The organism is Parabacteroides hominis, from assembly GCF_014287585.1.
Taxonomy (GTDB): Bacteria; Bacteroidota; Bacteroidia; order Bacteroidales; family Tannerellaceae; genus Parabacteroides; species Parabacteroides hominis.
On sequence record NZ_JACOOJ010000009.1, the window covers coordinates 1 to 25,632 of the forward strand.

The window sequence follows — 25,632 nt, forward strand, 5'->3', positions numbered from 1 at the left end:
ATGAATCTTATTCCATCTTTTTACTGGTTCACTCTTTGTCTTCCTTTCTTTCAATTGTTTGACATATTACAAATCTATCTTTTTTATCTTATCGAAATCCTATCTGCCAAAACTAAGGTATCTTTTTAGAAATGAGCCTGATTAGAATAGGCTCCAGGCAACCGTCAGTCCTGCCATGACGATAGCCACCATGCTCATCAGTTTGATCAGGATGTTGAGGCTGGGGCCGGAGGTGTCTTTGAACGGGTCGCCGACCGTGTCGCCTACGACTGTCGCTTTATGAGCCTCGCTGCCCTTGCCGCCGTGGTTCCCTTCTTCGATATGTTTCTTGGCATTGTCCCAGGCTCCTCCCGCATTGGCCATAAAGATTGCCAGTACGAACCCGGTACTTAATCCGCCGATCAACAAACCGACTACACCTGTCACTCCGAATACCAGACCGGTAACGATCGGTGCAATGATGGCTAACAGGGAAGGCAGAACCATTTCATGTTGCGCCCCTTTTGTCGAGATTGCCACGCAACGGGCATAATCGGGTTCGGCTTTTCCGGTTAATATTCCGGGGATTTCGCGGAACTGGCGGCGTACTTCTTCCACCATGTGTCCGGCAGCCCGTCCGACTGCGTTCATCGTCAACCCACAGAACATGAAAGCCATCATGGAACCGAGGAACATCCCGGCCAGCACTTTCGGATTCATAAGCGTGACATCATAATAAATCATGAAATCGGAGAAAGAAGCTTTTGACACTTCGATCGCCCTGCCGTCGGCAAATTGCAGAACCGTTTCGCCTAACCGGAGCAAACCTATTTTAATCTCTTCTACATAAGAGGCCAGTAATGCCAAGCCCGTCAAGGCTGCCGAACCGATCGCAAACCCTTTGCCTGTTGCGGCTGTCGTGTTTCCTAAGGAGTCGAGTGCATCCGTACGTTTACGAACCTCTTTGCCCAGGCCGGACATTTCGGCGTTGCCGCCGGCATTGTCGGCAATCGGTCCGTAAGCATCCGTCGCCAGTGTGATACCCAAAGTCGAAAGCATTCCGACAGCGGCAATGCCGATGCCGTACAGCCCCATGCCTACATTATTAAAATCGAAGCCGGAAGCAAAAAGGAACGAACAGATGATTCCGACTACTACGGCCAGTACCGGAATTGCGGTGGACAGCATTCCCAGTCCCAATCCTGAGATAATCACCGTTGCCGGTCCGGTCAGTCCGGCCTCCGAAACCCGCTGGGTGGGCTTATAAGACTGGGAAGTATAGTATTCCGTCGATTGGCCGATCACGATCCCTACTAACAATCCGACGATAACCGAACAACTGATCCAGAACCAGTTGTCCAAGTCCAACAAATAAAGGATTCCGAAGGTGGAAAGGGCGATCAATACCGAACTGAGGTTTGTCCCTATGGCAAGCGCTTTCAACAACTCGCGGATGGTTGCATTCTCTTTCGTGCGAACGGCGAAAATACCGATAATCGACAATACGATTCCGACCGCAGCAATCAGCATCGGCGCCACGACCGCCTTATATTGCATCTCCACGTCACCTGACGCCACGAATGCGGCTGCACCCAGTGCGGCAGTTGCTAAGATCGAACCGCAGTACGATTCGTACAGGTCCGCACCCATACCGGCCACGTCGCCTACATTGTCTCCCACATTGTCGGCAATGGTTGCCGGGTTGCGTGGGTCGTCTTCGGGAATACCGGCTTCTACTTTGCCGACCAGGTCGGCTCCGACATCGGCTGCTTTTGTGTAGATACCTCCGCCGACACGGGCGAAGAGCGCCTGTGTGGAAGCTCCCATTCCGAAGGTCAGCATGGTAGTGGTTATAATGGTCAGTTTATGTGTGGCATCCATCGCTTCCGCCGGGATGCAGATATTTAATAATATGTACCAGAACGAGATGTCCAGCAAACCGAGGCCGACGACGACCAGTCCCATCACGGCGCCGCTCCTGAAAGCGACCTGCAAACCGCTGTTCAAGGATGAACGGGCTGCATTGGCAGTACGGGCGGATGCATAAGTGGCTGTTTTCATTCCTAAGAAACCGGCAAGGCCGGAGAAGAAACCGCCGGTCAGAAAGGCGATCGGAACCCATTCGTTCTGTACTCCGAATCCATACGCCATGATGGAGAACAGAACCACCAGGGCGAGAAACACCGAAGCAACAACCTTGTATTGTTGTTTCAGGTACGACATAGCCCCTTTGCGTACATGCTGGGCTATTTTTGCCATTAACTCCGTCCCTTCACTCTCTTTCATCATTTGCCTGAAGAAGAACCAGGCAAATACCAGTGCCAGGATAGAGGCTACCGGTATGATCCAAAAAATAGGTGTAATCATAGCAATGAGATTTAAATTTAATATGGATTTAATCGTTTTGACACTTAGTGCCTTACGATCCTTTATTGTTCACCTGTAAATATAACGAAAATAAAGACGTAGAGAAACTTTTTCGTAAATAATAATGTTTCATTCTAAAAAAAACAGCATATTTGCCACAGAATAAGAATGAAAACGCAAATGACGGAAGAAACGAACCATAAGACCTATAAGTTAGGCTTGGCTCTGAGCGGAGGAGGAGCGAAAGGCTTTGCCCATATCGGGGTTTTTAAATTACTGGAAGAATGCGGCCTGAAGCCGGATATCATTGTAGGTACAAGTGTCGGTTCGTTAATGGGAGCTTTGTTTGCCGATGGTTATACATCCGACGAAATCAAGGAACTCTTTACCGGACGCGAGTTCTCCGAGTTCGCCCAGTTGCAAATCCCGAAATCGGGATTGTTCGACAGCAAGCGGTTCCGCTATTTTCTCCGTCGTCATTTGAGGGCTAAAACGTTTGAAGAACTGAAAACCCCTTTAGTTGTCATGGCGACCGATCTTGACAACGGGGAGAGCCATGAGTTCCGTAACGGTCCCATCGTGGAGGCGGTGACTGCTTCCTGTAGTATTCCGATTATCTTTAGCCCGGTCGTGATAAACGGAGTGCATTATGTCGACGGAGGTCTTTTCCATAATTTCCCGGTTTCCATCATCCGCGAAGAGTGTGAACGTGTCATCGGTGTGAATGTCAGTCCCCTTGTCCCGCAAAAGTACAAGCAGACGATTTTCCATATCGCAGAACGTTCTTATCACTATATGTTCCGGGCAAACACGTTGGAAGACCGCGAAATGTGCGATGTGTTGATCGAAGCGGAGGAATTCGGCATCTATAAGACATTCGACCTGGAGAATGTGGACGAGATCGCTGGTATCGGATATGCCGCGGCAATCCGGGCATTCGAGGTCGTGATAAAAGAAAATAAATATGAAACCCTGGTGAACGCTATTATGGCAAGAAGAAACAATGCCCTGATGCCATAGCTTTTTCCGGATGTTCCGGTGTTCACCTAAATAGTAACTAAGTTGACAAATAGCGCGATGAAACAGACAAATAAGATGGTAATATATCAGGTCTTTCCACGTTGGTTTGGAAATATGAAGTCATCCCTGGTAAAGAATGGCAGTAAAGTCGAAAACGGAGTAGGAAAGTTCTCTGATTTTACTCCGGTTGCTTTGTCCAAAATCAAGGAGTTGGGAACCACTCATGTGTGGTATACCGGAGTGATCGAACATGCGACGAATACCGATTATACTGCTTACCAGATACGAAAAGACCATGCGGCTGTCGTAAAGGGAAACGCCGGCTCGCCTTATGCTATCAAGGATTATTATGATATAGACCCGGACCTGGCCGATAATGTGCCTGACCGTATGAATGAATTTGAATCGCTGGTCAGAAGGACGCATGAAGCCGGTATGAAAGTGATTATTGATTTTGTCCCTAATCATGTTGCCCGCCAGTATTATTCGGATGCCAAGATGGCATATGTGGAAGATTTGGGACAAAAAGACAATACATCGAAGGCTTTCGATCCTAACAATAATTTTTATTATATACCGGGACAACCTTTGTCCTTGCCGTTCGGGGCCCAGCAGGAAGATTTCGAATACAGCGAATTTCCGGCTAAAGTAACCGGCAATGACCGTTTTGACGCCCGTCCGGGACAAAATGACTGGTACGAAACAGTCAAGTTGAATTATGGGGTCGATTATCTGGATGGCCGTACCCCGCACTTTGATCCGATTCCCAATACATGGGTAAAGATGTTGGACATCTTGCTTTTCTGGGCGGGAAAAGGGGTAGACGGTTTCCGGTGCGACATGGCGGAAATGGTTCCGGTTGAATTTTGGAACTGGGTGATCCCGAAGGTGAAGCAGGCTTATGAGGTTTGCTTTATTGCCGAAGTTTACAATCCGGCGGAATATCGTAATTATATCCAAAACGGACATTTTGATTATTTGTACGATAAGGTCGGACTCTACGATACGGTACGGGCCGTCATGTGCAACCAAGCTCCGGCGAGTAATATTTCCGGGTGCTGGCAGTCGCTTGAAGGCATCCAGCATAATATGCTGAACTTCCTCGAAAATCATGACGAACAGCGTGTCGCCTCTTGTTTCTTTGCCGGTGATCCGCGTCCGGGAATTCCGGGAATGATCGTATCGGCCATGATGAACACCAATCCGGTGATGATCTATAGCGGTCAGGAGTTAGGAGAGCCGGGCATGGACGACGAAGGTTTCAGCGGGCGTGACGGACGTACGACGATCTTTGATTATTGGAGTCTTGCCAGCCTCCGCAACTGGATAAACGATGGCTCTTTCGATGGTGGCAAACTGACTGCCGGACAGAGGCAGCTACGTGAGACGTATGCAAAGATTCTGAATATATCCAAGTCCGAACCGGTTATCACGGAAGGGGTTTTCTATGATTTGATGTATGCGAATCTGAGCAATCCTTATTTTAATCCGCATCGCCAATTCGTGTTTATGCGTAAATATAAGAATGAAGTCCTGCTGGCGGTAGTCAATTTTGACAAGGCGGAGCAGACGGTACGTATCCAGATACCCGACGGAGTTTTCAAAACTCTTGGCTTCGGAGACAATAAAGCGGCGGTTTTGACCGATCTGATGACCGGGGAAACCAGTATCAGTACGCTGACGGCAGCTTGGCCTTATCAGGTCGTCATACCTGCTTATTCCGGTCGTTTACTGAAGTTTGCTTATTAAATTGACAATGGATAATGGACAATAGACAATTAGTTTTTCGGTAATTGTCAATTGTCCATTGTCAATTGTCAATTCTTTTATACCTTTGCACCCACAATTCAAATCTATTTACTTAAGATAAATATTCGGAATAATGAGTGCACAAACTCCTTTCTTGGTGTTTTCGGGAACCAACTCCCGGTATCTTGCAGAGAAAATTTGCAATAGTCTTGGTTGTCCGCTGGGACAGATGAATATTCAACACTTTGCTGATGGAGAATTCTCCGTTTCTTACGAAGAGTCTATCCGCGGTCGCGATGTTTTCCTGGTTCAATCAACGTTTCCTAACTCTGATAATCTGATGGAACTTCTCCTGATGATCGATGCTGCCAAGCGTGCTTCTGCACACTCTGTAATCGCAGTTATTCCTTATTTCGGTTGGGCGCGTCAGGATAGAAAAGACAAACCGCGTGTGTCTATCGGCGCCAAGCTGATCGCAGACATGTTGAGTACCGCCGGTATCGACCGCTTGATCACGATGGACTTGCATGCCGATCAGATCCAGGGATTCTTTAATGTTCCGGTCGACCACTTGTATGCATCTTCCATTTTCCTGGATTACATTAAAACATCTTTGCCTCTGGATAACCTGTGTATCGCTACGCCGGACGTCGGAGGTACGAAACGTGCCAGCAGTTATTCCAAATACCTGGGCTTGCCGATGGTTATCTGTCATAAGTCCCGTCTGCGTGCCAATGAAGTAGCAGAAATGCGTATCATCGGTGATGTGGAAGGTTTGGATGTCCTTTTGATCGACGATATGGTGGATACGGCCGGTACTATTACGAAGGCAGCCAACCTGATGCTTGAAAACGGTGCAAAGTCCGTGCGTGCCATCGCCAGCCATGCTGTTATGTCCGACCCGGCTTCTACACGTGTAGACCAGTCTGCTTTGACTGAAATGATCTTTACAGACTCCATCCCTTATGCAAAGAAATGCGAAAAGGTGAAAGTGCTGTCTGTAGCCGATATGTTTGCCGAAGCCATCCGTCGTGTATGTAGCGGTGAGTCTATCAGCTCTCTGTATGCTATTTAATTAATTTACATATAAAGAAAAGGCTGCAATCCTACGGGGTGGGCAGCCTTTTTTATTTCCATATAATTCTTAACTTTGCCTGCATGAAAAAAGCGATAACCTTCTCGCTCGATTCGTCTGACCATGAAATACCGCTATCTCTTAAATCTCCTCTTTCTGTCGGCCTGTACGTTTTGCTATGGGCAGCAGGATTCCATTGTTCCTTTCAAGGATGCTTACAAGCGTATTTATAATGTAACGAAGGTGTCGGGAAGCAAGCCGGTGATAGACGGAAAGCTGGACGAGCCTTTCTGGACGGGGCAAGGCGAGTGGTCCGACCGCTTTGTGCAGATTATTCCTTATGAGCGGATTGTCTCTTCTTCGCCTACGCGGGTCAAACTTTTTTATGATGATAAATATATTTATGTAGGGGTTTATTGTAAAGATAGGGTTCCGGGGAAGATGAACCGTTTTATCGGTAACCGGGACGATAACAGTATGGGGGATCTGATCAGTGTGGCTTTCGATACTTATCATGATTACCGGGCGGCTCCGGAATTCAATATTAATTTAGGCGGGAACAAGACCGATTTGATCGTGACGGATAAACTGAATGTGAACCTGAGTTGGAATGCTGTTTGGGAAGGGAGGACACAGGTCAATCTGCCGGATTCGAGTTGGACGGCGGAATTGCGTATCCCGTTCAGCCAGCTTCGTTATAATCAGAAGTCGGAGGATGGCATCTGGGGGCTTCATGTGCGACGTATCATCCGGCGGAACAATGAGGTACAGAACTGGAGCATGATCCCGCTGAAGAATAACGGGCATGTCTTTTCGTTCGGAGAGATGCACGGGATGGATGAATTGCCGAAACCCCGCGGCATAGAGTTCCTGCCGTATGTGATGGGTAAATACAGAAACGAACCGAAGATTCCAGGCAGTCCGTATCAGAAGGGGCATAGCTGGGGTGAAAATGTGGGACTGGATGCCAAATTCGCTTTGTCGGATTTTACGTTGGACCTGACGATCAATCCTGATTATGGACAGGTGGAGTTGGACCCTTCGGTGATGAACCTGACGGCCTACGAGACTTTTTATGACGAAAAGCGTCCTTTCTTCTTAGAAGGCAAGCATATTCTGGATTTTGCCAATGGCAATGATATGATGTTTTACACGCGCCGTATCGGTGCTGTCCCTTCCTACACCGCTCCGGGCATCGATAATGTCAACAGCTTTGCCAGCCGGAAAGAAAATATCCCTATAATCGGAGCGTTGAAGTTGACCGGGACGAACCGTAAAGGGGTGACGATCGGAGTGGTGCAAAGCTTGACGGCACAGTCGTCTTCCAAAGTGACGATTAACGGAATGGAGGACAAGGTTGTCGTGGAACCGTTGACTAATTATACTGTAGCCCGCGTACAGAAAAACTGGGAAGGAAACACGTTGTTGGGAGGAATGGCCACTTCTGTGAACCGTGCTTTGGATGAACCGTATTTAGAGGATTTCATGGTGCGTAATGCGTTTACGGCAGGGATTGATTTTACGCAGTATTTTAAGAATCGCTTGTATTATATCGAGGCGAAGGCAATGGTCAGTTCCCTGAGTGGCACGAAGGAGGCGATCCGGGCATTGCAGGAAAATGCGGTGCATTATTATCAGCGGTCGTCTTCCGCCGGTTATTTGGGAGTCGATCCGGACCGTCGTTCGTTGAGCGGAACGGGTGGCTATCTGAAATTGGGACGGAAGGGAAATGCGAAATGGGCTTTTTCGGAGACATTCAGCTGGTCGTCTCCCGGTTTCGACCTGAATGATATCGGGTATCTGAAGCAAACGGATAATTTATCGAATGAAACGGAGGTTGCGTATCGGCAGACGGATATTTGGAAGATGTTCCGGTATAATGCTTTTACCCTGACGCAGCGGAACCAATGGAATTATGGCGGGACTCCTTTTTATAACGATGCGGCTTTGAAATGGCAGACAATGACGATGAGCCGTTATGAACTGATCTGGTCGGAAACGTTCTGTTGGAACAGCCTGGACAGCCGTTTGTTGAGGGGTGGCCCGGATGTGCGGTTTGATCCTTATTTCCTTACATCGGTCAAATTTAATACGGATAAGGCAAAGCGGGTTATGTTGACGTTGCAATATGAAGGGAATCATAATTTAGACGGATATAACCGTTTCAACTCCTTTATGCCGGGGCTTACCTTCCGTCTGGGTAATCATGTTTATCTTTCCGGGCAGGTCAACTATGCCTGGAACACGGACAATATGCAGTTTGTGCAGGTTGCGCCGGAAAGCAGTACGGTTCCTTATATGACAGCGCATATGGATCAGAAAACATACGGGTTGACCATGAAGTTGCAGGTAAACGTGACACCGGATATTTCGGTTCAGTTCTATGGCTCGCCTTTTACCTCGACTGCCCGGTTCAGTGATTTCAAGTCCATGACAAATACGACTTCGCGTACTTATGAAGATCGTTTCAGCCCGTTGTCGGAGGATGAAATGTCTTTTATAAAGGAGAAGTCGGACTTCAGTTTTAATGAGTTTCGTTCCAATCTGGTGGCACGCTGGGAATATCTGCCGGGTTCTACTTTATACTTGGTATGGGAACACAGGATGTCTAACCGTGACAGCCGTTATCTTTCCGGCTGGGGGAATAACCTGGACCGGATGTTCGGCCTTCCCGCAACGAATACGTTTATGATTAAAATGAATTACTGGTTTAATCTGTAACGGTCAGAATAGATCGGCATGCGTACCGGTATCGGTAAAAAGAAGTACGAGTTCTGTTTCGTTTTGGCTCCAGACTAATAACCAGTCTGATTGTATGTGGCATTCCCATAGGCCATCATACTTACCACTCAGTTTGTGTGGACGGTATTCGGGCGGGAGTGTGCCGGTCTTTTCGAGGAGTTTAGAAACCTTTTCGAATAGAGATATATCATAACCTCTTTTTTTGCAAAGCTTCAAATCTCTTTTGAATTTGCCAGTGTAGTCTATTGAATATTTCTTATTCATCCGAAAATTTGTTTCATAAGGTCTTCTGTACTTTCTGCATGATATACTCTCCCCGCCTTCACATCTTCCAATGCCTCATCCAGTCCGCATTTTTTTTCTTTGCGGACCTTGATCTTGCCTCCTAATCCTTGAATTAGTTTACGGATTGTTGCAGCGTACTCTTCGGGAATGGCTATCTCGAATGTCTTTAATGTTTTTATCGTTTCTTTTTTTATACTTGTTGCTTCCATTTTTACTTAGTTTGAATATTACAACTTGAAACAAAGATACATAATAATCGGCAATTGGCCTATTTCTCTTCATCAATAATCATACCGCTGCCGAGGCAAAGATGGTGGTCTTTGTCGTAGACCACTCCGTACTGTCCGGGGGCGATTCCCTGGATTTTGTTGTCGGATTCGATGCGGTAGAGGTCACCGATGCGGCGGATGCGGCCATGTGTGAAGTCCGGCGTGTGGCGGATCTTGAAAGTGATCTCTTTCTCGTCCTCAAACTCTCCCCAGGGGTCTTCGGTGATAAAATCGAAGCCGTGCAGGTTGATAATCTTGCCGTATTGTGTTTCCGGATCATAACCGTTGGAGACGTAGATGATGTTCCGTTTGATGTCTTTCTTGATGACAAACCACGGTCCGCCGCTCAATCCCAAACCCTTGCGTTGCCCGATGGTGTGGAACCAATAGCCGTTGTGCTTGCCAAGCACCTTGCCGGTTTCCAGCTCGACGATCTTTCCGGTCCGTTTACCCAGGTAGCGCTCGATGAAGTCATTATAATTGATCTTGCCTAAGAAACAGATTCCCTGGCTGTCTTTCCGTTTGGCACTCGGCAGCTTTTGCTGTTCGGCGATGGCGCGCACTTCGCTTTTCATCAGGTGTCCGATCGGGAACATCAACTTCTGTATCTGCAAACGGGTGATCTGGCCGAGGAAGTCGGTCTGGTCCTTCACCGGGTCTTTGGCAGTGGAGAGCCAAACTTTGCCGTCGATCTCGGTCGTGGTGGCATAATGGCCGGTTGCTATCTTGTCGAAGTCTTTGCCCCATTTCTCCTCGAAACAGCCGAACTTGATGTATTTGTTGCACATCATATCCGGGTTAGGAGTGAGGCCGCGCTTTACGGAATCGATGGTGTAACTCACCACACGATCCCAATACTCGTCGTGCATGGAGACGATCTCGAACCGGCATCCGTACTTCTTGGCTATATAAGAGGTGATCTCGATATCTTCTTCGGCGGGGCAGTCTATATATCCGTCTTTGTCTTCCATGCCGATACGGATATAGAAAATGGTAGGATCATATCCTGCCTCTTTCAACTGGTGGACTACTACGGAGCTGTCGACTCCTCCCGATACTAATGCTGCAATTTCCATATTTTTACGATGAATAAGAATTGTACAAAGGTACGGTAAATTTTTAGATCCCGATATACCCTTTCAGCGCATTCACATAATCCTCGAACGCCTGCTTGCCTACAGGCGTGATCCTGCAGGCCGTACGAGGCTTTTTCCCGACGAAGCTCTTCTCGACTTCGATATATCCGGCTTCACTCAATTTGTCTATCTGCACACTCAGGTTGCCGGCGGTCGCTTGTGTCTTTTCTTTCAGGTAGACGAAATCGGCTTCATCAACCGACAAGAGAATGGACATGACCGCAAGCCGGAGCTGGGAATGTAATAATGGATCTAATTCTTTGAACATAGCTGCTTCATTTGTTTATTCAGGATATGGCCCGGTATAATCATCATGACGACAAAGATCGCGGCGAAAGCTAATAACCGGTCGGCCCCGTGTATAAATAAGATGGAAAAGGAGAGTGCAATGCTGACAGATCCGGCTATGACCATCGGCTTATATTTGCTGACACATCCGGAGAGCGTAGTTGCCATCCCCATTAGCAACGGGATGATGAACAGAATGTCCACCTTTCCGTCGAAAGCGACAAGCGATAGGGCCCAGCCGACAACACCGAACACGAGCCATATCTGGCCGGTGATGCGGTCTATATAGTTTTTAACTCCTCTTTTCCCGTTTTTGCGGGCGAAATAGAGGGTGATCGGACCGGCAATGGCGGGCAGTGCGAACCATAAATAATTCACCTTGTAAGAACCGGTCTGCAGGAAAGCATACCAGATGACAATCGCTACTATAACCGTTGTGTATCCCCATGCCAGAAGTGGGTAGGCGGCATAACGGGCTACATTTTCTTGGGTTTCCCTGATCATCCGGGTAATGAGCTCCAGACTTTCTTTCTCGTTTAATTTTCTGTCTTCCATGACTTTATTTGTTTTTATTTTGTTCGTATGTATTTTGTTGATTCAAAGATAATTATTTTTCATTGAGCCGGCTTCTTTCGTCGGCCGAACTTCTTTCGATCTTGCTCTTTTTCACTTTCTTCCCGCTGTTGAAGTTCCATGTCAGGGATATTTTGAAAGTCCGTCCCGAAAGGGCGCTTTCGTACCGGCTGTAAGTTGTGTAGGCATCGATACGGCTGACGAAGGACTGTTGGCGGTCGAAAATATTGTTGGCGGAAGCCGTCAGAAGGAAACGGTTATCGGCAAACTTCTTGCGCACGGCCAGATTGACCGTATGGCGGGGAGCGACCTCGCTGTTTCCGGAATAGAGACGGCTTGTCCCGCTGTACTGGACCTCTGCCGTGAAATCCGCCGGCAGCAGAAACGTTGCATTGGCATTGGCAAAGGCCAGATAATGCGCTTTGAAAGCTGCCTCTTCCGTCATCCGGATATCCTGCCGCACGCCTACGAAGTTTGCCGTCAGGTTGCACCATGCGGTCGGTTGCATCGGCAGGTTGATGGCTACGAACCAGTGGTTTTCCGAATGATGGTTCTCGTAGGTGATGTAGGAGATATCCGGATTCCCCGCATCCTGTTTGCAAAACTCCCGGATCAGGTCGTGGTGGAGGTTTCCGCCGACGGTCAACGTATAGCGGTAGTTATAGACCAATGTCGCACTGAACCTGTTGATATAAGTCGGACGCAGATAGGGGTTCCCGATCTGGTAACTGTAGTCGGACGTTTGCAACCGGTTCGGGTTCAAGGTGTAGAATGCCGGACGCTCGATGTTGCGGGCATATTGGCCGACCAGCATCCACTTTTTCATCCGGTCGAATGCATACGTGGCACTCAGGTTGGGGAAGAAGTCGAAATAGTCACGTTTGATGCGGTCGCTCCGGTCGTCCGTCTGTGTGTATTCTCCCCTCAGGCCGGCGATAAGCGACCACTTGCCTGCCTCGGCCGAAAAAGAAGCATACGCACCCATGATGTTCTCCTTGTATTTCAGGCTGTGCCCGTAGACTGGGTTTTCTTCCCATTCCTGCTGTTGCGACAGGCCGTCATAGCGGGAATAGTCGTCCATAGAAGTATGCGTGTATTTCAGTCCGGCGTTCAGCGACAGGTTTTTGTTGAAATATTTCAATCCCGACAGGTCGGATGTGACAATTTCGTAAGTCGCATCCGCATGGCTTCTGTAGAGGCTGTCGTGTTTCAGCATTTCCGTCTTTTGGGTGACGCTGTAGTCATTATCGCCTTTCGATTTTTTATTTGCATAATCGACGATCAGTTTGATCGCTGAACCTCGATTGTCAATTTTATGCAGATAATTCATCGTGGCGGTGACAGTCTGGTATTGGCTTCTCTGTCCGTATTTCCCGTTACTGTTCAGCATGAATTCTCCTTTCGTGAGATTCGTCCGGCTCCAAGACGGTCCTTTGGCCGTTTGCCGGATGTATTCGATTTCTCCCCCGACACTATTGGCCGTATCTATTTCAAAGATCGCCCCTAAACGTCCCGTCCCGTAACCGGAGCGGGTGTCGAATCCTGAAAGGCTCGAAAAATGAACAGCTTCCTCCGGGTATTCCCTTTCCGAACTCATCTTGCTTCTGTCATTCGGTGTGAATATGCCTGAAGCCGCTGCCTGGATGCTCCATTTCCCAATACGTGCATGAAGGCCGGCGGAAGGTAAATACCGGGTTAATGAAGGAGCCAAAACCGTTCCCATCGAGATATTTCCCTGTACGCCGTTATCCAGCCTGCGCCGGAGGGCGATCCGGATAACTCCGCCCCGCATATTGGCATCATATTCCGCTCCGGCAATCGGGATCACTTCGATCCGCCTGATATCCTCGGATTTCAGTGAACGCAGGTAGGAAAGCAGTTCTTCTCCGCTCAACTTGATTTCCCGGTTGTCCACAAACACCTTGGTCCCCGATGCTCCATTGATGGAAATGTTCTCGTCGGTCAGCCATACGCCCGGTGCTTGCGATAACAATTCCGTCCCGTCTTTACCGCTGGCAGGGGAGACGTTGACGACAAAGCGGTCTGCTTTCCGCTCGATGTTAGGAGCTTGCACTACCACTTCTTTCAATGCATAGGTTGAAGTCTCCAATATAAATGCCTCGCGTGTGTCGGCAGATAGCCGGATTGACTTGTGTATCGTTTCAAAGCCTATACATTGAATAATGAGTGTGTAGGCTCCTGTGTCGGCTTTCAATGCAAAGTTTCCGATACTGTCGGTTACGCCTCCGGCTATTTGATCGCCGTTCCGCAGTAGAACGACGGTCGCATAGTCCACCGCTTCCCCTTGATGGTTTTGTATATGGCCGCCGTATACTGTCGTATTCGTCTGGCCATATACGTGAACGGAGAGAGTCGCCACCGTTAGCAGGATCAGGACTGATACCCGTTTCATGACTTTATTCGTGAGTCGGGTAGTACAATTTCAGGCTGACGGTCTCTTCGTCCTGTTTAGGTTTACAGCTTTTCATCGCGTAACCCTCGACTGGCTTTTTATCTTCAGAGAAATCCATTTTCCAATTGTCGTTTTCGTCATGAAAAACAGACAGGTCGAATTCATCCCATTCCACATTTTCCAGTTTGATGACAGCGGTTCCCTTTTCGGCTTTAGCCATTCCATAAACCGGTTTGCTTTCTTTTCCCTGTTGAGCCATCACCAGGATGTTCCCTTTTTCACCCCGGATATTGCTGACCTTCACGATGATGGTGCGGGCTATTACCGAACTGCAACTGAAAATCAGGGCCAATATGCTTGTTATAATAATACGTTTCATTTTTTTTCCTCCTCTTGTTTGATAAAATACTGACTAATGATGTTTAAACTCAGATCCAATCCCCAGCCGGCGACTACCCATACAAACCACCAGTAAGATGGATTTGTGATATAGTTGACTACTGCAAGGAAACTGCATACTACGATATATCTCAGGATATTCATTTTCATCTGTGCTGATAATGAACAGTCTCTTTTGTTTGTCTCTGCTGTTGCTTCCATTTTTGACTTCTTTTTAAGTTTGATGTAAATAAGTTTATATTGTAAACCATATATGGATTAAAAAAGTGCAAGGAGCTGCGCGTTTCTCACTTGCACGCTGCAAATATAAAATGGTTTATAGTATAAACCAAATAAAATGGGAAAAACTTTTTATTTTTTCCGTTCTGAAAAAAACGTGTAGTTTTAGTAACCGATCGTAACCATAATAGAATAATGGCGAAATGTTTTATAAAGGTTTACCGCATGGGAAGCTGATTCAAAATCCGATATCGTTCAAATAGGATTTTGCCGGCATGTATTTTCTTTTACCCGGCAGGTAAATCCGGATTTTGCCGGCAGATAATCGTTTGTCGATAATCATCGGCAGGCCTGCCCACAATTGTCGGCAGGTTTGCTCACAACTATCGGCAGGCTTGTCGACAATTGTCGGCAGGCAGCCGCTCTGATGCGAATATACAAAATAATTCGATACATTTCCCGAAATATCTGTACCTTTGCGAAACGGCCTTTTTAATAATAATATAGGAAAAGCTAAGAGTTAGTATATGAGAAATATAATGTTATCGCTTATGACTGCAATGGCTATGACTGCCTGTACGGGGCAGAAGGTAGAGACACACGACCGTGCGTCTCTACAGGATGATTTCAATTATGTCGTGGATCAGTTTGCTGATCTTCAGATACTGCGTTATCAGGTTCCGGGATTCGAATCCCTTTCTTTGAAGCAGAAACAATTATTATATCATTTGTCGGAAGCCGCCCAGATGGGCCGGGATATCCTGTTCGACCAGAACTGTCGTTATAACCTGCCGATCCGCCGTACGCTGGAGGCTGTTTATATCGGCTATAAGGGAGATCGCACAGATCCGCAGTTTATAGCTTTGGAAACCTATCTGAAACGGGTTTGGTTTGCCAACGGCATCCATCACCATTATGCGGAAGATAAATTCGTCCCCGGCTTTACTCCCGAATTTTTCCGGACTTGCGTCTCCGGGGTTGAGGCTTCTGCACTTCCGCTCCGTGAAGGGCAGACGGTGGAACAGTTTGTCGCCGAGATCAGCCCTGTGATTTTTGATCCGGGTGTGATGGCGAAACGTACGGTGCAAAGTGGCGATGTCGACCTGATCCGGGCTTCGGCCAACAATTATTATGGCGAAGGAGTTACCCAGGAAGAAGTCGAGGATTTCTATGCCCGGATGAAAGCTGGGAAAGATACGATTTCTCCGATCTCGTACGGCTTGAACAGTCGTCTGGTAAAAGAGAACGGCAAGCTGGTCGAAAAAGTGTGGAAAGTAGGCGGCCTGTATTCTCCGGCAATCGAAAAGATCGTGTCGGAATTGCAGAAAGCCGTGGCTTTTGCCGAGAACGATGCACAAAAAGCAATCATCGGGAAACTGATCGATTATTATCAGACCGGCGACCTGAAAACCTTTGATGCCTATTCGATCCTGTGGGTGGAAGATACGGCTTCGGATGTCGACTTTGTAAACGGCTTTATCGAAACATACGGTGATCCGTTAGGGATGAAAGCAAGCTGGGAATCGACCGTGAACTTTATAAACAAGGAGGCGACGAAGCGGACGAAAGTGATCAGCGACAATGCACAATGGTTCGAAGATCATTCTCCGGTAGATAAACGGTTTAAGAAAGAAAAGGTAAAAGGAGTCAGTGCCAAAGTGATTACGGTTTCCATGTTGGGAGGCGATTGCTATCCGGCAACCCCGATCGGCATAAACCTGCCGAATGCCGACTGGATCCGACGCGATCATGGTTCGAAATCCGTTACGATCGAGAATATCACCGAGGCATACGACAGAGCTTCGCAGGGCAATGGCTTCAATGAAGAATTTGTCTGGAGCGACAAGGAGCGCGAGGGATTGAAGAAATACGGATTTATCACCGATAATCTGCATACCGATTTGCATGAATGTCTGGGACATGGTTCCGGCAGATTGCTTCCCGATACCGATCCGGATGCTTTGAAGGCATACAGTTCGACATTGGAAGAGGCACGTGCCGATCTCTTCGGTTTGTACTATCTCGGAGATGCCAAGCTGGTGGAGCTCGGACTTGTGCCGGATGCGGAGGCTTATAAGGCCGAATACTATAAATATATAATGAATGGCCTGATGACGCAGCTGGTCCGGATCGAGCAAGGCAAGAATGTCGAAGAAGCCCACATGCGTAACCGCCAACTGATTGCCAAATGGGTATATGAAAAAGGAAAGGCCGATAACGTGATCGAACTGAAACAGCGGGATGGCAAGACATACGTGGTTGTGGGTGACTATGCCAAGCTGCGCGAACTGTTCGGAACTTTGCTGGCGGAAGTGCAGCGTATCAAGAGCGAAGGCGATTTTGCCGCCGGAAAGAAACTGGTGGAAGAATATGCCGTAAAGGTCGATCCGGCTCTTCATGCCGAAGTGCTTGAACGTTATGCCAAGCTGAACCTGGCTCCGTATAAGGGATTTGTGAATCCGGTGATGAAGGAAGTGAAGAATGACAAGGGAGAAGTGACGGATATCGTGCTGGATTATACCGAAGGCTATGCCGATCAGATGCTGCGCTACAGCAAGGAGTATTCGTTTTTACCCTCTTATAATGAATAATAAAGCGTATGTTACAGGATGAATTAAAAGAAATACGAACCCAGCTCCGCTTGGCGATGAATGGTGTGATCTCTACCAGCATGCGCGAGAAAGGCATCGTCTATAAATTGAATTTCGGTGTTTCTCTGCCTGAAATCAAGCAGATTGCCGCCACTCATAAACCGGATTCCGAGTTGGCTGCCGCCTTATGGAAAGAAGATATTCGTGAATTCAAGATACTGGCTTCTCTCTTGCAGCCGGTGGACGAGTTCTCGTCACAAAAGGCGGGGCAATGGGTGAAGGAAATACCTTATTTGGAAATTGCGGAGCAGTGCAGCCATAATTTGTTTTATAAGTTGCCGGATGTGGAGAACCTGCTGCTTGGGCTGATTTTTAATGTGGAAGACGAATATGCACGTACGGTGGCTTATCTTGTCTGGGCTGAACTGTTTAAGGAAGGAAAAGAACTGATTGCACCGGTGAGGGCCGCATTTATCGTGGAATGTATGCGGACGATTGCCTGGCCTGATTTCGGGGCGTCCTTCAAAGAAAAGCAGGCTGCGGTAAAAGCCATGAAATTTTATGGAAGGCAGTCGGCTGAACGGGCGCGGCAAATGTTGGGAGGGTTCGAAGAATTCCCTGAATTCATGAAGACGCCCGAAGGGCAGGAAATATATAATGATTTAAAATTTGAATTTGAATATTGCCGTTAAGAGCCTATGTGAAAATTAGCTCGGGAAAATTTAAACAGGCTCTAAGGCTTTGCGTTTAAAATAAATGCGCTAACTTTGTCGGTCGCGTGGAGTCGCAACTTGAAGATGGATGCAAAAAAGTACACAGAGATGCAAGACCTGTTCACCAGGTATCTTGCCGAGAAAAAACTACGGAAGACTGAGGAACGATATGCTATATTGGAATGTATATGCAGTTTCCCCGGTCATTTCGATATATGTTTGCTTCATCAGAAACTGGAGGAAATGAATTTTCATGTCAGTCGGGCTACTGTTTATAATACGCTTGATGTATTGGTAGACAGCGGTATGATTGTGCGCCATCAGTTGACTTCCCAGGCTGTACAGTATGAATTGCGGATGTTAGCGGAGACCCATTCGCATCTGATCTGTACGAAATGCGGAGCGATCCGGGAGCTGAAGGATGCAACTTTGAAAAAAGATGTAGACAATTTGAAGGTGACACGTTTCACTCCGGAATATCATGCGCTTTATATTTACGGCTTGTGCAGTAAATGTAAATACCGGCTTCAGCGGAAGAAATAAGAATATTAACATCTATAATATATAAATGATGAAAGTTGACGTACTATTAGGATTGCAGTGGGGTGACGAAGGCAAAGGTAAAGTTGTCGATGTTTTGACTCCGAATTACGATGTGATAACTCGTTTTCAGGGAGGTCCCAATGCCGGACATACTTTGGAATTTAACGGTGAAAAGTATGTATTGCGTTCCATCCCTTCCGGTATTTTCCAGGGAGGAAAGGTAAACGTTATCGGTAACGGTGTCGTACTGGATCCGTTATTGTTCCAGCAGGAAGCGGAAGCACTCGCTGCCAGCGGACACGATCTGACTAAGCAACTGTGTATCTCTAAGAAAGCTCATTTGATCCTGCCTACCCACCGTATCCTGGATGCCGCTTACGAAGCTGCAAAAGGTTCCGGTAAAATCGGTACGACCGGTAAAGGCATCGGCCCGACTTACACCGATAAGATCAGCCGTAACGGTCTGCGCGTAGGTGACCTGTTGCATAATTTCGACGAAAAGTATGCAGCTGCAAAAGCAAGACATGAAGCAATTCTGCGTTCTCTGAATTATGAATATGATATTACCGAATTGGAAGCGCAGTGGTTCAAGGCTTTAGACTATCTGAAACAGTTCCGTCTGATCGACAGCGAACATGTGATCAATAATTATCTGAAAGAAGGCAAGTCTGTTTTGGCCGAAGGCGCACAGGGCACGATGTTGGATATCGACTTCGGTTCGTATCCGTTCGTGACTTCTTCCAACACCATTTGTGCAGGCTGCTGTACAGGTTTAGGCGTTTCTCCGCGCAACATCGGCGAAGTGTATGGTATCTTCAAAGCCTATTGCACGCGTGTCGGTAGCGGTCCGTTCCCGACAGAACTGTTCGACGAGACAGGCAGCAAGATCCGCCAGATCGGCCACGAATATGGTGCGGTGACCGGACGTGAACGCCGTTGCGGCTGGATCGACCTGGTAGCGTTGAAATATGCGATCATGATTAACGGTGTGACGAAACTGATCATGATGAAGAGCGACGTGCTGGATGGTTTCGATACGGTTAAGGCTTGTGTCGCTTATAAAGTCGATGGCGAGGAAACAACAGAGTTCCCGTTTGAAATCAACGAAGGCATCGAACCTGTATATGTGGAAATGCCGGGTTGGAATGTCGACATGACGAAGATGCAGAGCGAGGACGAATTTCCCGAAGAGTTCAATGCTTACATCTCTTTCCTTGAAGAAGAACTGGAAGTTCCGATCAAAATTGTTTCTGTCGGTCCTGACCGTGAGCAAACAATTGTCAGATATACCGAAGAATAAAACCTGGAAATAATACAAAATGGCAGAAGACCACATCCCGGAAGGATGATCTCCTGCCATTTTTGTTTTTGGCAGACTTTTTGTCGTTTATGATTTAGTATAACTATTATAAATTAGAAGAATATGAGTATGTATTGGATTATATTTATCGGTTTTGCCCTTCTTAGCTGGCTGGTTTCTTCCAGACTCCAGAACAAGTTTGAGAAATATTCGAAGATACCTATGCCGAATGGCATGACAGGAAAGGATGTGGCAGAAAAGATGTTGCATGATAACGGTATTTATGACGTAAAGGTTATTTCGACTCCCGGACATTTGACTGACCATTATAATCCGGCAAACCAAACCGTCAATCTGAGTGAATCGGTTTATTACAGTAACAGTATTGCCGCCGCCGCCGTTGCAGCCCACGAATGCGGGCACGCTGTCCAGCATGCTACGGCCTATGCGCCTCTCCGGATGCGTTCGGCTTTGGTTCCGGTCGTCAGCTTTGCTTCTAACATTATGACATGGGTGTTGTTGGGCGGTATGTTGTTGCTGCATACATTTCCGCAATTGTTGCTTTTCGGTATTATCCTGTTTGCAATGACTACTTTGTTCAGTTTTATTACGCTGCCGGTCGAGATCAATGCAAGCCAGCGGGCTTTGGCTTGGTTAAGCAATGCCGGTATCACAAATGCTTATACGCATGACAAGGCTGAAGATGCTTTGCGTTCTGCCGCTTATACATATGTAGTAGCTGCTTTGGGCTCGCTTGCTACATTATTATATTATATCATGATCTTCCTGGGCGGAAGAAGCCGGGATTAAATAGAAAGCATTACCTTTGCAGCTTGAATAAATAAATTAGTGAATCATGCAAAAGCCGTCTATCCCTAAAGGAACAAGAGATTTTTCGCCAGAAGAAATGGCGAAGCGTAATTATATATTCAATACTATTCGCGAAGTGTACCATCTGTACGGATTTCAGCAGATCGAAACGCCGGCTATGGAAAACCTGTCTACACTGATGGGTAAATATGGAGAAGAAGGCGATAAGTTGCTTTTCAAGATATTAAATTCCGGTAATTGTTTTTCCGGAATAACGGATGAAGAATTGCTGGAACGCAACGCCGTGAGATTCGGGGTGAAAGCCTGCGAAAAAGGGTTGCGTTATGACCTGACAGTCCCTTTTGCCCGTTACGTGGTGCAGCACCGTAATGATATCACGTTTCCGTTCAAGCGTTACCAGATACAGCCGGTATGGCGTGCCGACCGTCCGCAGAAAGGACGTTACCGCGAGTTTTACCAGTGTGACGGCGATGTCGTAGGTTCTGATTCGCTGGTGAACGAAGTCGAACTGATCCAGATTATGGATGAGGTTTTTCGTCGTTTCGGCATTCGTGTCTGTATTAAGATGAACAACCGTAAAATCCTTTCCGGTATTGCCGAGATAATAGGTGAAGCCGACAAGATTGTTGATATCACGGTTGCTATCGACAAGTTGGATAAGATTGGTCTGGATAATGTGAATGAAGAGCTACGTTCCAAGGAATTGTCCGAAGACGCGATCGCTCGTTTGCAGCCTGTCATTATGCTGAAAGGCGCGAACCGTGAAAAGTTAGCTGTTCTGAAAAAGGAACTGGCCGCATCGGAAATAGCGATGAAAGGTATTGCTGAAATGGAATTTATCCTGGACCGTATCGATAAGTTGGAACTGAAAGCAGAGCTGGAACTGGACCTGACGTTGGCACGTGGCCTGAACTACTATACAGGGGCCATCTTCGAAGTGAAAGCGTTGGATGTCCAGATAGGAAGTATCACGGGGGGCGGACGCTATGACAATTTGACCGGTGTGTTTGGCATGGACGGCGTGTCTGGTGTCGGAATCTCCTTCGGAGCCGATCGTATCTTCGATGTCCTGAACCAGTTGGAACTTTATCCGGCCGATTCTTTGAAGACCACGCAACTGCTGTTCGTGAACTTCGGCGAGAAGGAAGAAAACTATTTATTGCCTCTGATCTCGAAAGTGCGTGCTGCCGGTATCCGCACGGAGTTGTATCCTGAATCTGCCAAAATGAAGAAGCAGATGGGATATGCCGATACAAAGAAGATTCCGTTTGTGGCGATTGTCGGTGAAAACGAAATAAACGAAGGCAAGATCAATCTGAAAAACATGCTGACGGGCGAACAGTCTCTTGTCACGTTAGAAGAACTGATCGAAAGATTCTAACAAAAAAGTAAAGGAAGTGCTGCGATTCTATTGCGGCACTTCTTCTTTATATACATATCCTTATGAAGATACCTTGTCTTATTCTCTCGATTGCTTTATATCTGTCATCCTGCACCTTCCAACCCCGCGCCTCCTGGGTGACGACTACGGAGAAGGCTTTCTGGCAGGAACAACCCGATTTGCTTTCCGCTTCGGCAGATACGGTCCGGACAATCGATGTGACTGTATATAAGGATAAGCCCCAGCAAGAGATCGACGGATTCGGCGCCTGTTTTAATGAGTTGGGCTGGATTTCTTTGAGTCGCCTTGACCCGGTTGACCGTGAAAACATAATGGAAGAACTTTTCTTCCCGGAATATGGAGCTAATTTCACAATCTGCCGTATGCCGGTCGGGGCAAATGACTTTTCACGTGATTGGTATTCTTATGATGAAACGGATGGCGATTTTGAAATGAAGAATTTTACTATCGCAAATGATCAGCAAACCTTAATCCCTTTTATCCGGAATGCCCGGAAATATAATGCGGACTTGCGAATCTGGGCGTCCCCCTGGTGTCCGCCTTCCTGGATGAAGTCCAACAAGCACTATGCTTCGGCTTATACCGGAGAGGCTTATGATGAAAAATACCGGAACGGCTTGGCGGCAGATAAGGTCGGACACGAAGGGGAGGATATGTTTATTCAGGATTCGCTCTATTTGCAGGCATACGCTTTATATTTTTCCAAATTCGTCCGGGCCTATAAAGAGCAGGGAATAAACATATTTGCCGTTATGCCGCAGAATGAATTTAATTCCGCACAAATCTTTCCAAGCTGTTGCTGGACGGCGGTCTCGCTGGCAAACTTTATCGGCAATTATTTAGGTCCGGCAATGGCGGAGCAGCAGGTAGATGTCATGTTTGGCACTGTCGAGCGCAGGAACGAAGCACTGGTTGATACGATCCTGTCAGATCCCGCTTGCCGCCCTTATATAAAAGGTGTCGGTTTCCAATGGGCTGGCAAGGGAGCGATAAAAGGAATACACGAACGCTATCCGGATTTGAAACTTTACCAGACGGAACAGGAGTGTGGCGACGGCTTGAACGATTGGAAAGGCGCAGTCTATTCCTGGAACCTGATGCGGCATTACCTGGATAATGGCGCTTCTGCCTATATGTATTGGAATATCTCCCTTGAGAAAGGAGGGATCAGCCGTTGGGGATGGGCGCAGAACTCGCTGGTGGTTGTTGACCCTGTTGATAAAACTTATTCTTTTACTCCCGAATATTATATAATGAAGCATTTGAGCCATTATGTCCAACCCGGTTCCCGTAAGGTGGAAACAGACGGTACGTTTACCGATCTGCTTGCTTTTGTCAATCCGGATAAAAGTATCGTGATCGCACTGGCTAACGAAGGGCCTGACAGCCGTACCGTTTCAATCCGTATCGGAAACCGCGTGTATCGGCCGTTGCTTCCGGCACAATCCGTTTCCACTATTTTAATAGACTGATAGTTGAACTTCCTCGTTTACTCTCTTGTTGTAATGGGGAAGTTCTTTTGTGGCAGGATGGTCATCCTGTCAGACATATTTGCATTGTCTGCCTGTCCGAAGTGCAAAATTGTCAGTCTTTTCCCTGACAACAGTTTTGGCACAGTATTCGCATAGGCATTTACGTGCGAAAAGAAAGCACAAGATTAACGTAATATTATTAACAACTAAAAAATATACAACGATGAACATTAGACCATTAGCAGACAGAGTGCTGATTAAGCCGGCTGCAGCAGAAGAAAAGACACTTGGCGGAATCATTATTCCCGATTCAGCAAAAGAAAAACCTTTAAAAGGTGAAGTTGTCGCCGTAGGTAACGGAACAAAGGATGAAGAAATGGTTGTAAAGAATGGTGATACTGTACTGTATGGCAAATATGCCGGTACGGAAATCGAACTGGATGGTGAGAAATATCTTATCATGCGTCAGGCTGATATTTTGGCTATTATCTAATTCATTATTAAAAACAATAAAAATATAAGATATATATTACTATGGCAAAAGAGATTAAATACGATATGGATGCCCGCGACCTTCTGAAGAAAGGCGTGGATGAACTGGCTAACGCAGTAAAAGTAACACTGGGCCCGAAGGGACGTAACGTGATCATCGAAAAGAAATTCGGTGCTCCTCACATCACAAAAGACGGCGTAACGGTAGCTAAAGAAGTAGAAATTGCTTGCCCGTTCGAAAACATGGGTGCTCAGTTGGTTAAGGAAGTCGCTTCCAAGACTAACGACAATGCCGGTGACGGTACGACGACTGCAACAGTTCTGGCACAATCTATTATCGGTGTCGGTCTGAAGAACGTAACGGCAGGTGCCAACCCTATGGACCTGAAACGTGGTATCGACAAAGCTGTGGCTAAAGTAGTGGAAAGCATCGCTGCCCAGTCTGAAGCTGTAGGCGACCAGTTCGAAAAGATCGAACACGTAGCCAAGATTTCTGCTAACGGTGACGAAGCCATCGGTAAACTGATCGCTGAAGCTATGCAGAGAGTAAAAACCGAAGGTGTTATCACTGTAGAAGAAGCTAAAGGTACGGAAACAACGGTAGACGTAGTAGAAGGTATGCAGTTCGACCGTGGTTATATCTCTCCGTATTTCGTAACCAACACGGAAAAGATGGAATGCGAGATGGAAAATCCGTATATCCTGATCTACGACAAGAAGATCTCTGTATTGAAAGACCTGCTGCCTATCCTTGAACCGGCAGTTCAGAGCGGTCGTCCTCTGTTGATCATCGCTGAAGATATCGATAGCGAAGCATTGGCAACTTTGGTTGTAAACCGTCTGCGTGGTTCTTTGAAGATCTGTGCTGTTAAGGCTCCGGGCTTCGGTGACCGTCGTAAAGCCATGCTGGAAGATATCGCTGTCCTGACAGGTGGCGTTGTGATCTCCGAAGAAAAAGGCTTGAAACTGGAAGGCGCAACAATGGATATGCTGGGTACTGCTGAAAAGATTACGGTAGACAAAGACACGACTACTATCGTAAACGGCGCAGGCGATAAGGAAGCTATCCAGGCTCGTATCGGCCAGATCAAGACTCAGATCGAAAACACGACTTCCGACTACGACAAAGAAAAACTGCAGGAACGTTTGGCTAAGATGGCCGGTGGTGTTGCCGTACTGTATGTCGGTGCTCCTTCAGAAGTTGAAATGAAAGAAAAGAAAGACCGTGTTGACGATGCTCTGCATGCAACTCGTGCCGCTATTGAAGAAGGTACGGTTCCTGGCGGTGGTGTAGCTTACATCCGTGCTATCGATGCATTGGAAGGCATGAAGGGTGAAAACGAAGACGAAACAACCGGTATCGAAATCGTTAAACGCGCTATCGAAGAACCGTTGCGCCAGATCGTTGCCAACGCCGGCAAAGAAGGTGCAGTAGTCGTTCAGAAAGTAAAAGAAGGTAAAGGCGACTTCGGTTACAATGCCCGTACAGACAAGTATGAAAACTTGTGTGCTGCCGGTGTAATCGACCCTGCTAAGGTAACACGTGTAGCTTTGGAAAATGCCGCTTCTATCGCTGGTATGTTCCTGACTACTGAATGTGTGATCGCTGAAAAGAAAGAAGAAGCTCCGGCGGCTCCTGCCATGAACCCTGGTATGGGCGGCATGGGCGGTATGATGTAATTCTTCCCATAAAGCATAAAATCGGAAACGGCTGCTTCCTGAAAGGGAGGTGGCCGTTTTTTTATTTGCAATATTCTTTATTGTATCAACAGCC

22 protein-coding genes are annotated in these 25,632 nt (G+C 47.1%); 13 read left to right on the plus strand and 9 right to left on the minus strand.

The features are described from left to right. Positions 1–141: 141 nt before the first annotated feature. A complete protein-coding gene (locus tag H8S65_RS06995; RefSeq protein WP_186929278.1) occupies positions 142–2,346 on the minus strand; it encodes a sodium-translocating pyrophosphatase in 2,205 nt (734 codons plus the stop codon). 180 nt (positions 2,347–2,526) lie between these two features. Between H8S65_RS06995 and H8S65_RS07000 the strand changes: the two genes are divergently transcribed. The 4 genes from H8S65_RS07000 to H8S65_RS07015 all read left to right on the plus strand — a co-directional run bounded on the left by H8S65_RS07000 (position 2,527) and on the right by H8S65_RS07015 (position 8,911). Beyond that, complete coding sequence (locus H8S65_RS07000; RefSeq protein WP_186929403.1) at positions 2,527–3,366, plus strand: patatin-like phospholipase family protein; 840 nt, start codon at positions 2,527–2,529, stop codon at positions 3,364–3,366. Positions 3,367–3,423: 57 nt separating this feature from the next. Further along, a complete protein-coding gene (locus H8S65_RS07005) occupies positions 3,424–5,115 on the plus strand; it encodes an alpha-amylase family protein (RefSeq protein WP_186929279.1) in 1,692 nt (563 codons plus the stop codon). A 133-nt stretch (positions 5,116–5,248) separates the two neighbouring features. Further along, on the plus strand, positions 5,249–6,190 hold the full coding sequence (locus H8S65_RS07010; protein ID WP_008152474.1) for a ribose-phosphate pyrophosphokinase: 942 nt from the start codon (positions 5,249–5,251) through the stop codon (positions 6,188–6,190). Positions 6,191–6,313: 123 nt separating this feature from the next. Then, a complete protein-coding gene (locus H8S65_RS07015) occupies positions 6,314–8,911 on the plus strand; it encodes a DUF5916 domain-containing protein (RefSeq protein ID WP_186929280.1) in 2,598 nt (865 codons plus the stop codon). Positions 8,912–8,914: 3 nt separating this feature from the next. Here the strand turns inward: H8S65_RS07015 and H8S65_RS07020 are convergent, their stop codons facing one another. From H8S65_RS07020 to H8S65_RS07055, 8 genes are read right to left on the minus strand one after another with little or no spacing between them, the layout of a single operon-like run. Beyond that, a complete protein-coding gene (locus H8S65_RS07020; protein WP_186929281.1) occupies positions 8,915–9,196 on the minus strand; it encodes a type II toxin-antitoxin system YafQ family toxin in 282 nt (93 codons plus the stop codon). Beyond that, positions 9,193–9,426: a hypothetical protein gene (locus H8S65_RS07025; RefSeq protein ID WP_186929282.1), complete on the minus strand. Its 234-nt coding sequence runs from the start codon at positions 9,424–9,426 to the stop codon at positions 9,193–9,195. The genes H8S65_RS07020 and H8S65_RS07025 overlap by 4 nt, the downstream gene beginning before the upstream one ends. Positions 9,427–9,485: 59 nt before the next feature. Continuing rightward, positions 9,486–10,562 (minus strand): tRNA 2-thiouridine(34) synthase MnmA, encoded by a 1,077-nt coding sequence (mnmA, locus tag H8S65_RS07030; protein ID WP_186929283.1) that lies wholly within the window; start codon positions 10,560–10,562, stop codon positions 9,486–9,488. A gap of 43 nt (positions 10,563–10,605) precedes the next feature. Beyond that, positions 10,606–10,890, minus strand: a complete 285-nt coding sequence (locus H8S65_RS07035) for a winged helix-turn-helix domain-containing protein (RefSeq protein WP_186929284.1) — start codon at positions 10,888–10,890, stop codon at positions 10,606–10,608. Then, positions 10,875–11,465 (minus strand): hypothetical protein, encoded by a 591-nt coding sequence (locus tag H8S65_RS07040; protein ID WP_186929285.1) that lies wholly within the window; start codon positions 11,463–11,465, stop codon positions 10,875–10,877. Before H8S65_RS07040 ends, H8S65_RS07035 begins: the two co-directional genes overlap by 16 nt. A 52-nt stretch (positions 11,466–11,517) precedes the next feature. After that, a complete protein-coding gene (locus H8S65_RS07045) occupies positions 11,518–13,896 on the minus strand; it encodes an outer membrane beta-barrel family protein (RefSeq protein ID WP_186929286.1) in 2,379 nt (792 codons plus the stop codon). Positions 13,897–13,900: 4 nt separating this feature from the next. Continuing rightward, complete coding sequence (locus H8S65_RS07050; RefSeq protein ID WP_186929287.1) at positions 13,901–14,275, minus strand: DUF2141 domain-containing protein; 375 nt, start codon at positions 14,273–14,275, stop codon at positions 13,901–13,903. Continuing rightward, positions 14,272–14,496, minus strand: a complete 225-nt coding sequence (locus H8S65_RS07055) for a 2TM domain-containing protein (protein ID WP_186929288.1) — start codon at positions 14,494–14,496, stop codon at positions 14,272–14,274. Before H8S65_RS07055 ends, H8S65_RS07050 begins: the two co-directional genes overlap by 4 nt. A 545-nt stretch (positions 14,497–15,041) precedes the next feature. Between H8S65_RS07055 and H8S65_RS07060 the strand changes: the two genes are divergently transcribed. The 9 genes from H8S65_RS07060 (at position 15,042) to groL (ending at position 25,538) form a co-directional block, all read left to right on the plus strand. Further along, positions 15,042–17,105 carry a dipeptidyl-peptidase 3 family protein gene (locus H8S65_RS07060; RefSeq protein WP_186929289.1) on the plus strand — a complete coding sequence of 688 codons (2,064 nt, stop codon included), beginning with the start codon at positions 15,042–15,044 and terminating at the stop codon, positions 17,103–17,105. A gap of 8 nt (positions 17,106–17,113) precedes the next feature. Next, on the plus strand, positions 17,114–17,797 hold the full coding sequence (locus H8S65_RS07065) for a DNA alkylation repair protein (RefSeq protein ID WP_186929290.1): 684 nt from the start codon (positions 17,114–17,116) through the stop codon (positions 17,795–17,797). A 105-nt stretch (positions 17,798–17,902) separates the two neighbouring features. Further along, on the plus strand, positions 17,903–18,361 hold the full coding sequence (locus H8S65_RS07070; protein WP_186929291.1) for a Fur family transcriptional regulator: 459 nt from the start codon (positions 17,903–17,905) through the stop codon (positions 18,359–18,361). Positions 18,362–18,389: 28 nt separating this feature from the next. After that, positions 18,390–19,661 carry an adenylosuccinate synthase gene (locus H8S65_RS07075; protein WP_186929404.1) on the plus strand — a complete coding sequence of 424 codons (1,272 nt, stop codon included), beginning with the start codon at positions 18,390–18,392 and terminating at the stop codon, positions 19,659–19,661. 123 nt (positions 19,662–19,784) lie between these two features. Beyond that, positions 19,785–20,471, plus strand: coding sequence for a zinc metallopeptidase (locus H8S65_RS07080; protein ID WP_186929292.1), 687 nt, complete (start codon positions 19,785–19,787; stop codon positions 20,469–20,471). 46 nt (positions 20,472–20,517) lie between these two features. Further along, positions 20,518–21,873: a histidine--tRNA ligase gene (hisS, locus tag H8S65_RS07085; RefSeq protein WP_186929293.1), complete on the plus strand. Its 1,356-nt coding sequence runs from the start codon at positions 20,518–20,520 to the stop codon at positions 21,871–21,873. Positions 21,874–21,935: 62 nt separating this feature from the next. Further along, a complete protein-coding gene (locus H8S65_RS07090) occupies positions 21,936–23,366 on the plus strand; it encodes a glycoside hydrolase family 30 protein (RefSeq protein ID WP_186929294.1) in 1,431 nt (476 codons plus the stop codon). 223 nt (positions 23,367–23,589) lie between these two features. Continuing rightward, entirely contained in the window at positions 23,590–23,859 is a 270-nt protein-coding gene (locus H8S65_RS07095) for a co-chaperone GroES (RefSeq protein ID WP_186929295.1), read from the plus strand. Positions 23,860–23,900: 41 nt separating this feature from the next. Beyond that, complete coding sequence (gene groL, locus H8S65_RS07100; RefSeq protein WP_186929296.1) at positions 23,901–25,538, plus strand: chaperonin GroEL; 1,638 nt, start codon at positions 23,901–23,903, stop codon at positions 25,536–25,538. Positions 25,539–25,632 lie beyond the last annotated feature (94 nt).